We start from the raw sequence: 12781 nt of genomic DNA on the forward strand, positions 1-12781 counted from the left end.
CGTGGCGCAGCGGCGGGCCCGGTGCCGTGCCGGGTGTGCGTAGGTCCGGACCGTAGTGGCGAAGGGAGATCTCCTATGTGTGGAACCGCGGGCATGTTCGTGGGCTGTGCGGCGCTGACCCAGTGCCCCAAGCAGCTGCTGCTGCACCGGGTGGCCGCCGCCGACGCCCCCGAGCCGGCCTCCGCTCCCGGTGACTACCGCAGCCCGTTCCGCAACTGGCACGAGCGCGCCGCCGTGCGGCAGTCACCGCGCCGGACCCTCGGCGAGGACGAGTCCGGCCGCCACTACTTCCCGCCGGATCTCGTCCCCGTCACCCAGCACCCGCTGGTGAAGGAGCTGCCCGCGGCGGTCCACGAGGAATTACTGGTCCAACACCTCTACCGCTACCTGGACTTCACGGCACGGCTGGAGTCCCTGGTGGTCAACCGGACGGTGCTGTCCATCGCGCAGGGCACCGTCGGCGTGGAACTCCCGGACGAGATGCGGTTCGACGCGTACAAGATCTACTGCGACGAGGCGTACCACACGCTGTTCTCCATCGACCTGGCGCGACAGGTGGAGCAGCGGACCCGGATCGCGCCGCGGCTGCCGCGGCAGCCGTTCTTCCTGGACCGGCTCCACCGGCTCCTCGACGAACTCCCGCCCGCGGACGGCGCGCTGGCCGAGATCCTTTTCGTGGTGGTGTCGGAGACCCTGATCTCCGCGAGCCTGGCCGAGATCCCCGACACCTCCGAGGTGGTGGCCGCGGTCTCCGGGACCGTACGCGACCACGCCGGTGACGAGGGGCGCCACCACGCGTACTTCGCCATGTTCCTGCGGCAAATGTGGGGCCAGCTCTCGCCGGCGGAGCGGCGTGCCGCGGCACGGCTGGTGCCCCGGCTCATCACGACGTTCCTCCACCCGGACCTGCCCGCGATCCGGGAGGAACTGATCCGCTACGGGCTGGGCGAGGACGACGCGCACCGCGTCGTGGCGGAGACCTACACGCCGGAGATCCTCAGCCAGCACCTTGCCGCCATGTCCCGGCAGACCGTGCGCTACTTCGAGTCCCTCGGCGCATTCGACGACGCGCGAGCGCGCGAGGAACTGCACGTCCACGGGATCAGGAAATGAAAGAGAGATGCACAGCCCATGAATGAGACGCCAGCCCTCCCGGTCGAGGTGCACTGCCACGGTTTCGGCGAGGTGGACTTCTCGGAGTTCTCCCAGTTGGATCTCGAACTGCTCGACCGCAGATCGGCTGAGGAAGGCGTGGTGTGCATCCCCACGCTCTATCTCCACCGGTCCGCACTCGAGAAATTCGAGTGGTTCATGCAGCGGTACGCCGACCTGCGCCGCAACGGCAAGCTGCCGCACATCCCCGGCATCGCGCTGGAGGGGCCGCTGCTCGCCAGCCACGGCGGCACCCCCGAGGCGACCGTCTGGGCCCCCACCCGCCACGAGTGGGAGCGCCTGGCCAGGCTCGGCGACCTCGGGCTGGTCTACACCGTGATGTCGCCCGACGCGTTCACCACCGCCTCGGGCCTGTACGACAACCTCGACGACCGGCACCCGCGGCTCGACTGGATCGTCCCGCAGCTGCTGGCCCACGGGGTGCGGCCCGCGCTGGGGCACTTCACCCGGCACGACCCCGCCGCCGGCGCCGAGCTCGTCCGGGACATCGTCGACCTCGCCTGGCAGAGCGAGTGGACGGGCAGCGGTGCCCGGGTGATCACCGACCACCTGTTCAACGACATGCCGTTGAACATCAAGCACGCCTTCCGCACCTCGGCCGCGCGGGCCAGGCGGGAGAGCACCCTGGCCGCGTACGACCTGCCGAACTGGACGCTGGCCGACATGGACCAGATCGCCGGCCCGGTGCCCGCCGCGATCATGAACGAGGCGGCCGCCGGACGGATCGCGGCCTGCATCAACTTCGACGGCGAGCACGTCGACCTGGCCATCGCCGCCCGTGCCGCCGAGCTGATGGGCCACGCCAACACCATGCTGATGACCGACCGCTGCGACTCCGCGCGGATCGGCGGGCAGGCCCTGCACCAGACCGACGACAACGGGCTCTGGTACCAGGACGGCGGCATCGTCGCGGCCGGCTCGCAGCCCCTGGCCCGGCAGACCCGCAACGCCCAGGGGCAGGGAGTGACCGCCGATCCGCTGTGGCAGCTGGTCGGCGGTACGGCGCACCGCGCCTTCGGAACCCAGGCGGAGGGGCCGGGGCTGCGGCCCGCGGCCCTGTCCGCGCAGCAGTGAGCGCCCTGCCAGGCCGGGCGCCGGCGCTCCCTCGGCACAGCACCCTCACGGCGAACACAGGAGAAAGCGATGCTTGATGAACTGGACCGGCTGACCGTCGACTGGTCGGACCTGCACAAGGCGCGGGCCCAGACCCACGAGATCCTCACGGCCCTCGCCGAGGACAAGCAGACCATGACGCATCTGCTGGAGCGCGCCCGTGAGGAGGAGGATCTTTTCGACAAGTGCGAACACCACCGGCTGCTGGACAAGCTGGTGGTCTACGACGCACTGGACCGCGGATTCCGTATCCGGGTGCACGTCTCCACCGAGGACCACCGGGACCGCCCGCACGACCACCGTTTCACCTTCACCTCCCTCATCCTGCGCGGCCACTACCGCCACGTCCGCCACCAGCTGGTGGGCCGCCCCGAGGGGATCCCGGAGGACGCCCAGGACGACTTCGACGCCCAGGACTCCGACCTGCGGGTGATCCCCCGGTTCGTGACCAACGAGGTCGCCGGCAACTGCTACACGCTGCACCACTCCGAGATCCACACCACCTACACCACCCCCAACACCGTCTCCCTCTTCCTGCGCGGCCCCGCGGAGAAGGAGCGCTCGCTGATCACCGAGCGGGAGACCGGCCGGGTGTGGTGGCGCTTCGGCGAGGACAAGGAGAAGGCCGCCCGCAAGGGCAGCAAGCGCATCAGCAAGGCGTACTACGACGAACTCACCGCCCGGCTGCGGGGAATGGAGGTCCTGTGATGACCAGCGCGACGGCCGACCGCACCCAGGCCGCGGTCTCCCTGATGGAATCCCTGCCGACGGTGCGCTGGGACGACATCGAGTCCGCCGCCGAGGTCACCGAGCGGATCGCCCGCCGCCTCGGTGACGACCCCGAGCTGCTGGGCACCCTCGTCGAGCGGGTCCGGCGCACCCCGGAGCTCCGCGAGAAGTGTGAGTGCCACGCCCTGGACGACAAGATCGTCCTCTGGGACGACCAGGAGAAGGGCCTGCGCATCAGGCTGCGGCTGGCCAACACCGACCAGTACGAGCGGGTGCACAACCACCGTTACAGCTTCACCGCCTACATCCTGCGCGGCGCCTACCGGCACACCCTCTACGCCACCGACCAGCCGCTGGACGAGACGGCCGACGTCAACCGCTTCTGGCCGTACTTCGTGCGTGAGGAGCCCGAGGGCCGCTGCATCACGCTCGACCACGAGCAGCTGCACACCACCATCACCGAGCCCGAGACGATCTCGCTGATGATCCAGAGCCCCGCGCGCAAGGACCGGGCCTTCATGATCCGCCGGTCCGACGGCCAGGTGTGGTACCGGCTGGGCGCCGCCGAGGAGAGCGCACAGCGGCGCCGCGAGGTCCGCATGTCCGACGAGCGGTTCGAGCACTGGGCCGGGCGCCTGCGGGCGATGGGCGTCCTGTGACCGTCCAGGAAGGCGTGCTGCGCTACGGCGACTCGCCGTGGCAGCGGATCGACCTGTACACCCCCGTGCGGGGGCCGGTCAGCGGCGCGGCCGTGATCTTCCACGGCGGGTTCTGGCGGCACGACCGCATCGCCCGCGACCTGGAGCCGCTGGCCGTGGCGCTGGTGCGGCGCGGGTGCGCCACCGCCGCGGTGGAGTACCGCCCGGCCTGGGACGGCGGACAGTGGCCGGCGGCCGCCGAGGACGCCGCCCGGGCGCTGGAGCGGCTGGACGCCGCCGGTGCGCCCTGGCGGGACGCCACGCTGGTAGGGCACTCCGCCGGGGCGCACCTGGCGCTGTCCGCCGTCGCCGGGCGGGGCGCCGGGCGGCGCGCGGTGCTGCTGGCACCCGTCGTGGACCTGGCGCACACCCTCGCGACCGGGACCGGCGGGCCGGCCGTCGGCCACTTCCTCGCCGGACACCTGGCGGCCGGCGGCACCGCCGACGAGGCGACCCCCCGGCCCTCGCGGGCCGACCTGGCGTCGCTGACCGTCGTCGAGGCGGCCTGTGACCAGGCGGTACCCAGCGAGCTGACGGAGTATCAGCTCAAGGGGTGGCGGGACGGCGGACTCGCCGTGGACCACCACACCGTTCCCGGCGCCCGCCACATGCACCTGGTCAACCCGGAACGGGACGGCTGCGCCGCGGTACTGGCGCTGCTGGCCGGTGACCCGGCGGCCGCCGAGGGGAGCGCGTCATGACCGGGGCGGCGCGCCGGGCGCGGGTGCTCGGCCCGTCCGGGCCCGGACGCCCGCTGCGGATCGGCGTGCTGGCCTCGGCGACCGGCGGGAACCTGCGCACGCTGCTGTCGCTGCAGCACACCGCGCCGGACCGCTTCCAGGTCTGCCTGGTCGCCTCCCACGGAACGCGGGTCGCGGCGCTGGACGTGGCGCGTGAGGCCGGCGTGGAGGCGTGGACCGGCGACTTCGACGCGCACTGCGGCTCGGCGTCGCAGGCGGCCGCCGACGGCCCGGACGCCCTGCACCGCTACCGCGAACGGGCCCGCTCCTGGCACGACGGGCTCAACTCCCGTATGGCGGGCTGGGAGGCGGACAACGGCCCGCTGGACCTGGTGGTCCTGGCCTACCACCGCTGGATCGAGGGGGCGCTGCTGGACCGCTACGCCCACCGGATGATCAACCAGCATCCGGGCGACCTGAGCGTGCTGGCGGACGACGGCAGCCGGGCGCTGACCGGCAAGGACCCGGTCCGGCTCGCCATGAGCCGGGGCCACCGCGCGACCCGGACGTCCTGCTTCCTCGTCGACGGGACCCACGACGGCGGCGCCGTGCTGTGCACGGGGCCCCCGGTGCCGGTCGGCGACCGCCGCCCCACCGCCGAGGACGCCTGGCAGCAGGAACTGCTCCAGAAACAACGGAGCGACCGCCCCTGCCTGGAGTGGACGGTGCGCGCCTTCGCCGCCGGGCGCCTGGCCGTGGACGGCGCACGCCACGCCGACGGCAGCCGGGTGGTGCTGGTCGACGGGGAGGTCACCCCGCTCGGAGGAAAGAGACTCGATGACACTGACGACTGACGCGGTCTGCCGCTCGGCGGTCGCGGCCGACGCGCTCGACGCGCTGACGGCCGACCCCGACAAGCGCGAGCTGTACCGCTACGACACCTACGCCCGCGAGGGACTGGACTCCTTCGCCGCGATGGGGGCGCTGGAACGCTCCCGGGGCGTGACGTTCGTCGCGCTCAAGCCCGACGCGGTCGCCGGGCGGCGCTGCCGGCAGCTCCTGGACGTGCTGTACGAGGAGGGCTGGTTCCCGCTGGCGGCGACCCCGGTGCGCTTCGATCCGCTGCTGACCCGGGAGTTGTGGCGCTACCAGTTCAACGCCGCCTCGCAGCAGCGCATCGCGGTCGTCGACCACCTGCTCGGCTCGGGCCCCTCCCTCCTGGTGCTGCTCGGCGACGCCCGGCGCCCCGCGTGGATGCCCGCCAGCGTCCGGCTGACGGCAGCCAAGGGCAGCGCGGACCCCGAGGCCGCGCGCGGCCGCGATCTGCGGACCCGCATCGGGCGGGTGAACGGCCTGTTCAACTTCATGCACACCGCGGACGACCCGGCCGACGTCGTCCGCGAGCTGCAGCTGTTCTCCTACCAGACCGGCTGGCAGTGGTGCCGCGAGGCGCTGACCTGTGATGGCCCCGGGCAGCCGCCCGAGCCCGGCAGCGGCCCCGCGCACGACCTGCTGCCCCAGCTGGAGGCCGCCATCCCGCAGCACGACCTGGACCTGGCCCTGTCGCTGCGCCGCCTGGAGCGCGGCACCGACGCCTGGGCCGAACTCGCCACGACCGCCGCCGCCCCCGAGCACATCGGCGCCTGGCTGGCGGAGCTGGCCCGCACCCCGCTCCCGTACGGCAGCGCCCGCTGGGACGTGCTGTCGGTGGTCACCGGCTGGATCGACTGCAACGAACCGGGCGTGGCACCCCTGCTGCCCACGTCGTCGGCAGCCGCCTGGGAGCCCGCCGCACCCGGCGAGAACCCGACCGCGAAGGAGGCCGAACGGTGCCTGTCGTGAACACCGGCGCGCAGCGCACGCAGATACCGCCCTTCGCGGGCGCGGGCAACCTGATCTACCGCTCCGCGCAGGTCCCCCGTTTCGTCGGCGGCCAGGGCTGTTTCCTCACAGCGGCCGACGGACGGCGGTATCTGGACGCCGAGGCTGCCAACGGAACCCTCTCCTGGGGATACGACAACGAGCTGCTGCGCGAGGCGCTGAACCGCTGCATGGAGCTGCCGGCCCTCCCGTCGTTCTGCGAGTCGGAGCTGCGCCTGAGCGTCCTGGAGCGCATCGAGCGGCTGTGCTCCGAGGCCGTCGGGGCGCCGGGCCGGGTCGAGCTGGACCTGGGCGGCGCCCAGGGCATGGAGACCGCGCTGCGCATCGCCTTCAGCAACAACGGGCCCGGCACGGTCGTGGTCTTCGAGGGCGCCTTCCACGGCCGCTCCGGGGTGACCAGCATGCTCAGCAGCAGCCCGCGCTACCGCGAACTGCTCGCCGCCTGGGGCCTGGAGGTCGTACGGCTGCCCAGCCCCGACTGCCTGCGCTGCCCGCACGCCGGGCCCGCCGGCGGCTGCTCCGGCGGCTGCACGCAGGCCGTGGCCCGCTGGGGCTCGGAGCTCAGCGGGGTCGGCGGCCGCCACCACGGCCGCAAGGTCTCCGCCTTCGTCTTCGAATCCGTGCAGAACGTGGGCGGCATGGTGATGCCCGACCCCGCGCTGCTGCGCGCGGCCGTCGACCACGCCCGTGCCCAGGGCGCCGTGATCATCGCCGACGAGATCTTCACGGGCATGCACCGGGTCGGCCCCCGCTGGGGATTCCAGCGCGCGGGCGTCCGGCCGGACGTCATCGTGACGAGCAAGGCGCTCACCAACGGCGCGGCCGCGCTGAGCGCCGTATGGGCCCGCGAACCGCTGGCCGACCCCGAGCACTACCCGCCGGGCAGCCACTCCTCCACCTTCGTCGGGATCCCGCACGCGCTCGCCGTGACGGAGACCGTGCTGGACCGCTGGGAGGCGTGGAAGGACGTGGACAAGGACGTCCTGGCCCTGGAGGACGGTCTGCGCACCCGGCTGCGGCAGCTCGCGGACCGGCACCCCCGGCTCATCAGCCGGACCGATGCCATGGGAGCCACCGCGCGGATCGTGCTGAGCGGCCACCACGCCGCCCGCATCCGGGAGCTGGGCGCTCACGTCCACCCCGACTGCGGCCTGCTCGTGGCCTCGACCGGGATGGCACCGGACGTCCTCAACATCCACCCGCCGCTGGTGACCGGCGAGGCCGAGCTCGACCTGCTCGCCGAGATCCTGGATCTGGCCTTCGCCGCGCTGGACCGGGAGACCGCTGACGGCCCGGGGAACGGCACGCCATGACCGACGACGCCGACCCCCTGATCTGCATGTGCGCCCATGTCAGGGAGAGCGAGATCCTCGCCGCGGCCGGCCGGGGCTGCCGCGACCTGGCGGCCGTGCGCGAGGAGACCTCGGCCAACACCGGCTGCGGCGACTGCGCCGAGGACGTCGAGGAACTTCTGGCGTACGCCGCGCCCTGACCCGCGCCCCGCAGCCCGCGCCCCGCACCGCTTCACCGGGGCACCCCCGGTCCCGCCGGACACCACCCTCCGAAGGAAGAGCACCGATGACTGAACTCATGACGGGACTGCCGCCCGTGACCCCGGAACAGGGCGTGTTCTCCCTGGGCGAGCTGTCCCGGGACGATGTGCACCAACTGGTCCGCCGCGGTGCCGACTTCTACCGGGACATCGGCGCGCACCGCAGCCCGCTGAGCGGCCGGGTGGCGGGCATCCTCTTCACCAAGACCTCCACCCGCACCCGTACGGCGTTCACCACCGCCGCCCTCCGCCTGGGCGCCTCCCCGGTCACCTTCGGCCCGAACGACCTGCAGACCAACACCGGCGAGTCGATCACCGACACCGGCCGCATCCTGGGCAGCATGCTGGACCTGCTGGTCGCCAGGACGGCCGGCCCGCTGGACGAGCTGCGTGAGATCTCCCGGCACGGCGGCATCCCGGTGGTCAACGCGATGGCGGCGGAGGAGCACCCGACGCAGGGGATCTGCGACCTGGCGACGATCAGCATGTGCCGGGGCGGGGTGGACGGCGCGCGCATCGTCTACCTCGGCGAGGGCAACAACACCGCCACCGCCCTCGCGCAGGGCATCGCCCACTTCTCCGGCTGCCACGTCACCTTCGCCACCCCCGAGGGGTACGGTCTGCCGGCCGCGGCCCTGGAGTCCGCGGCCAAGCGGGCGGCCCAGCACGGCACCACGCTCACCCAGGTGCACTCGACCGGTGAACTCCCCGACGAGGCCGACTTCGTCTACACCACCCGCTGGCAGACCACGGGAACCGCCAAGCCGGACGCCGACTGGCGGGAGAAGTTCCTGCCGTTCTACGTCGACGAGGCCCTGATGGACCGCTGGCCGCAGGCGCGTTTCCTGCACGACCTGCCCGCCCACCGCGGCGAGGAGGTGGCCGGCAGCGTGCTCGACGGCGACCGGTCCGTGGCCTGGGGGCAGGCCCGGATGAAGCTCACCAGCGCCATGTCCACGCTGGAATGGCTGGCGGACCGGCTCTGACCGGCGCCCGCCACCCGGCCGGCGCCCGCCACCCGGCGCCGGCCGCCCCGAGTACCACCGCACGTGAGCACAGAGAACAGGAAGAACCTCCCGGATGACCAACTTCATCGGATACATCGCCGTGGCCGGACTGATCGTCGTGTCCCCCGGCGCGGACACTCTGGTGGTCATCAGAAACGCACTGCACGGCGGTGCCAGGGCCGCCGTGCAGACCGCCGCGGGGGTGTGCACCGGGCTGGTCGCCTGGGCGGTGGCGTCGGTGGCGGGGCTCTCGGCCGTGCTGGCCGCCTCGCCCGCCCTCTTCACCGCCATCAAGATCGCCGGAGCCGCCTACCTGGTCTTCCTGGGCATCCGCGCCATCGCCTCGGCCCGCAGACCGCTCGGCGACGTGGACACCCCCACCCAGCTGAACTGGCGTCAAGGGGCGGTCACCAGCCTGGGCAACCCCAAGGTCGGCGTCTTCTACACCTCGTTCCTGCCGCAGTTCATCCCGGCCGGAAACGGTTCCCTGCCCGTCTCCCTCACCCTGGCCGCTATCCACATCGCCCTCAGCTTCCTGTGCCTGTGCGGCTATGCGCTGCTGGTGCTGCGGCTCGGAAACATCTTCAAGCGGGACGGCTGGCGCCGCGCGCTGGAGACCGTGGGCGGTGGGGCACTGTGCGCCATCGGCACCTGGCTGGTGGTCTCGGCCATGGCCTAGTACCGCAGCAGCCCCTGTCGCTGCCCCGGCCGGCGCGGCACCCACCCCTGACAGGAACGACCTGCAGGAACGAGAGGAACGTCCATGAAGTCCCCGCTGAACCAGTGGTACGAGAAGGCAGGGGTCCGAAGAGACCCGCGGCGCGTCATAGGCCAGGACCTGGAATCGGGAAAGACGCTCTTCCCGGAGGCGATGATCCCGTACCTGGACCATCCGCTGGTCCGCGCACTGGGTCCCGACGAGCGCTTCCGCATCGTCGCCCGGCACCTCTACCAGTACCTCCACTTCACCATGCACTTCGAGACGAGCGTGGTGAACCGCGCCACCGAGCGCATCGCCAACGGCACCTCGGGCCTGGGGGTGACGACCGGGATGCGGCTGGACGCGTACAAGATCTACTGCGACGAGGCGTACCACGCCCTGTACAGCCTCGACATCATCGACCAGGTGCGCGGCGCCACCGGTATCGACGTGCCCGCCTACGACTTCATGCCCTTCCTGAGCCAGCTGGACGGCATCGGCGCACAGGTCATGCCGGGCGAGCCCCTGCTGAGCCAGCTGCTGCAGGTCGTCGTCTTCGAAACGCTGGTCACCTCCATCCTCAAGGACGTCCCCAAGGACCCCCTGGTCGTGACCACCGTGCGGGACGTGGTGCGCGATCACGCCGAGGACGAGGGCAGGCACCACGCCTACTTCTCCGGGTTCTTCAAGGAGCTGTGGACCGACCTGGACCCGGCCCTGCGCGAGCGCTCCGCCCGCTGTCTGCCGGAACTGGTCCTGCGCAGTCTGGCTCCCGACCTGGCGCCGGTGCGCAACTCGCTGGGCCTGGCGGGCCTGGACAAGGACGGTGTGGAGCAGGTCGTCGCCGATGCGTACGCGCCCGCGCAGGTCCGCGAGCAGATCCGCCACTCGGCCCGGCACACCGTCCGGCTCTTCGAGTCGGTGGGCGTGCTGGAGATGCCGGGCGCCGAGGAGGCCTTCGCGGCGGCGGGCCTGGTCTGACCGGATCAGGAGCCCACAACGAGGTCCGGAAGTGTGTGGTACCACCAAATCCATATCGCACCACGGGAATTGCCGTGTCCGCGCCGCCGCCCCGCCCCACCCGGGCCGGGTGCCCGCCGCCGGGAACCGGTGAACCGACTGCCCCTGATCGCGTCCGGCCCGCGGTGTGCGAGCAGCCCACTTCGTGGAGCAGGAGTAATCCGTGATACTCGATCACGCTTATGAAGTCATCACCGATGACATCTTTCTACGCCTCGGTGATCTGGTGCCGGGCAGCGAAGTCTTCCTGAAACTGGAAGGGTTGAACCCTGCCGGGTCCATCAAACTGAAGGCGGCCGTCAGCATGGTCGAGGACGCCGAGGGCGCGGGAGAGGTGCTGCCGGGCGGCCGGCTCATCGAGTCCTCGTCTGGGAGCCTCGGGATCGCGCTGGCACTGGTGGCCACCGCCAAGGGGTACTCCTTCACCTGCGTCACCGACCCGAACACCTCGCCCCACAGCACCGCTCTGATGCGCGCGCTGGGCGCGGAGGTGGTCCAGGTGAGCCACCGCGATGCCAACGGCGGATTCCTCGGGACGAGGATCGCCTACATCCGTGAACGGCTGGCCGCGGAGCCGGACCTGGTCTGGCTGAACCAGTACGCCAATCCCGCCAACCCCCGCGCCCACGAGACACACACCGCCACCGCGATCCTCAGCGAGATCGCCCGCGTGGACCACCTCTTCGTCGGCGCCGGTACCTCGGGGACCCTGATGGGATGCCTGGCGCACTTCCGCAAGCACTCCCCGGCCACGCAGATCATCGCCGTCGACTCCGAGGGCTCCGTGACCTTCGGCCATCCGGCGGGGCCCCGCCACATTCCCGGGCTGGGCACCAGCAGAAGGCCGGAGATCTGCCACCCCCAGGCACCCGACAAGATCATCATGGTGCCCGAGGCCGAGGCCGTACGCACCTGCCGTTCCTTCGCCCGGCGGGGGATCTTCGTCGGCGGTTCCACCGGTTCCGTGCTGGCCGCGGTGGCGCGCATGGCCCCGGACATCCCCGAGAACTCCCGGGTGGTGGCGCTCTCGCCGGACCTCGGGGACCGCTACGCACAGACCGTTTACAACGATGACTGGGTGGCCCGTACCTTCGGGCCCGAAGCACTATCGGCCGGCGAACTCGTCGGCCAGGCAGGGAGATGAGCCGAGTGTTCTCGTTCCACGTGGTGCCCGGTGCGGAGGCCCGCCGCATCATTGCCCGCTCCCGGACGGAGATCATCCGTCAGGTGCGGGAGACCTACCTGACGCATCATGAAGGCCGGACGGTCAACCCGAACAGCTACTTCCTGCGGTTCCCGGAGAAGCCGAGCTCCCGGATCATCGCCCTGCCCGCTTACGTGGGCGGCGACCAGGGCGTGGCAGGCATCAAGTGGATCTCCAGCTTCCCGGAGAACGTCTCCCGCAACGTGCCCCGGGCGTCCGCCGCGCTGCTGTTGAACGACTACGAGACCGGTTACCCCTTCGCCTGCCTCGAAGCGTCGCAGATCAGCGCCGCGCGGACGGCGGCCTCGGCCGTCATCGGCGCCGAGGCGCTGCAGGGCACCGCCGAGGCCGGGAAGATCGCCGTGGTGGGCGCCGGCATCATCGCCCGCAACATCGTCGAGTTCTTCCACGCCGCCGGCTGGAAGACCGGCCGGTTCGCCCTCCACGACGCGGTTCCGGAGTACGCCGCCAAGCTCGCCGGCTTCATCGGCGAACTCGGCGGGACGGCGTCCGTGGAGGAGGAGCTGGCCGCCGCGGTCGACGGCGCGGACCTCGTGGTCTTCGCGACCACCGCGGGGGAGCCCTACGTCGTCGAGGAGCCGGCCTTCGCGCCGGGCCAGAACGTGCTCAACATCTCGCTGCGCGACATCGGTCCGGACATCATCGCGGGCTCCCACAACATCCTGGACGACATCGACCACTGCCTCACCGCGAACACCTCTCCCCACCTGGCACAGCAGAAGTTCGGGCATCACGACTTCATCGACGGCACGCTCGCCGGTGTGCTGACCGGTGAGGTGCACCTCGGCCACGACAAGCCCAGGATCTTCTCGCCCTTCGGCCTCGGGGTGCTCGATCTCGCGGTCGGCATGCATGTGTACACGTCCGCCAAGGAAGCCTCTTCAGCAGTGGAGATCCCCGACTTCTTCGGTGAGACCGAACGGTGGTCCCGCTAGTCGCCGGCAGCCCGCCGGCAACCCGTCGGCAGACGGCAGTCCGTCAGAAGTTGCCGGCAGTCCGGTAG

General features: G+C 71.6%; 14 protein-coding genes. All 14 read left to right on the plus strand.

Going from position 1 to position 12781, the window contains the following annotated elements:
- The first annotated feature begins 75 nt into the window (after nt 1-75).
- The 14 genes from ABZ851_RS02435 to sbnB all read left to right on the plus strand — a co-directional run bounded on the left by ABZ851_RS02435 (nt 76) and on the right by sbnB (nt 12713).
- Complete coding sequence (locus tag ABZ851_RS02435) at nt 76-1113, plus strand: diiron oxygenase (protein ID WP_361120953.1); 1038 nt, start codon at nt 76-78, stop codon at nt 1111-1113.
- Between the two features lie 18 nt (nt 1114-1131).
- On the plus strand, nt 1132-2247 hold the full coding sequence (locus ABZ851_RS02440) for a hypothetical protein (protein WP_336047513.1): 1116 nt from the start codon (nt 1132-1134) through the stop codon (nt 2245-2247).
- A 69-nt stretch (nt 2248-2316) separates the two neighbouring features.
- Nucleotides 2317-2994, plus strand: coding sequence for a hypothetical protein (locus ABZ851_RS02445; RefSeq protein ID WP_088798808.1), 678 nt, complete (start codon nt 2317-2319; stop codon nt 2992-2994).
- Nucleotides 2994-3674 carry a hypothetical protein gene (locus ABZ851_RS02450; protein ID WP_361120957.1) on the plus strand — a complete coding sequence of 227 codons (681 nt, stop codon included), beginning with the start codon at nt 2994-2996 and terminating at the stop codon, nt 3672-3674. Before ABZ851_RS02445 ends, ABZ851_RS02450 begins: the two co-directional genes overlap by 1 nt.
- Nucleotides 3671-4414, plus strand: coding sequence for an alpha/beta hydrolase (locus tag ABZ851_RS02455; protein WP_361120960.1), 744 nt, complete (start codon nt 3671-3673; stop codon nt 4412-4414). Before ABZ851_RS02450 ends, ABZ851_RS02455 begins: the two co-directional genes overlap by 4 nt.
- Entirely contained in the window at nt 4411-5247 is an 837-nt protein-coding gene (locus ABZ851_RS02460) for a hypothetical protein (RefSeq protein WP_361120963.1), read from the plus strand. Before ABZ851_RS02455 ends, ABZ851_RS02460 begins: the two co-directional genes overlap by 4 nt.
- Nucleotides 5231-6235 (plus strand): hypothetical protein, encoded by a 1005-nt coding sequence (locus ABZ851_RS02465; RefSeq protein ID WP_361120966.1) that lies wholly within the window; start codon nt 5231-5233, stop codon nt 6233-6235. Before ABZ851_RS02460 ends, ABZ851_RS02465 begins: the two co-directional genes overlap by 17 nt.
- Nucleotides 6223-7587, plus strand: coding sequence for an aminotransferase class III-fold pyridoxal phosphate-dependent enzyme (locus tag ABZ851_RS02470; protein ID WP_361120969.1), 1365 nt, complete (start codon nt 6223-6225; stop codon nt 7585-7587). The genes ABZ851_RS02465 and ABZ851_RS02470 overlap by 13 nt, the downstream gene beginning before the upstream one ends.
- A complete protein-coding gene (locus ABZ851_RS02475; protein ID WP_361120972.1) occupies nt 7584-7766 on the plus strand; it encodes a (2Fe-2S)-binding protein in 183 nt (60 codons plus the stop codon). The genes ABZ851_RS02470 and ABZ851_RS02475 overlap by 4 nt, the downstream gene beginning before the upstream one ends.
- Before the next feature lie 86 nt (nt 7767-7852).
- Entirely contained in the window at nt 7853-8812 is a 960-nt protein-coding gene (locus ABZ851_RS02480; protein WP_361120975.1) for an ornithine carbamoyltransferase, read from the plus strand.
- Between the two features lie 94 nt (nt 8813-8906).
- Nucleotides 8907-9512, plus strand: coding sequence for a LysE family translocator (locus ABZ851_RS02485; RefSeq protein ID WP_361120978.1), 606 nt, complete (start codon nt 8907-8909; stop codon nt 9510-9512).
- A gap of 84 nt (nt 9513-9596) precedes the next feature.
- Nucleotides 9597-10514, plus strand: coding sequence for a diiron oxygenase (locus ABZ851_RS02490; protein WP_361120981.1), 918 nt, complete (start codon nt 9597-9599; stop codon nt 10512-10514).
- 202 nt (nt 10515-10716) lie between these two features.
- Nucleotides 10717-11697 carry a 2,3-diaminopropionate biosynthesis protein SbnA gene (sbnA, locus tag ABZ851_RS02495; RefSeq protein WP_361120984.1) on the plus strand — a complete coding sequence of 327 codons (981 nt, stop codon included), beginning with the start codon at nt 10717-10719 and terminating at the stop codon, nt 11695-11697.
- Nucleotides 11698-11702: 5 nt separating this feature from the next.
- Nucleotides 11703-12713 carry a 2,3-diaminopropionate biosynthesis protein SbnB gene (sbnB, locus tag ABZ851_RS02500; RefSeq protein ID WP_361121788.1) on the plus strand — a complete coding sequence of 337 codons (1011 nt, stop codon included), beginning with the start codon at nt 11703-11705 and terminating at the stop codon, nt 12711-12713.
- Nucleotides 12714-12781 lie beyond the last annotated feature (68 nt).

Source organism: Streptomyces sp. NPDC047049, assembly GCF_040643995.1.
Taxonomy (GTDB): domain Bacteria; phylum Actinomycetota; class Actinomycetes; order Streptomycetales; family Streptomycetaceae; genus Streptomyces; species Streptomyces mooreae.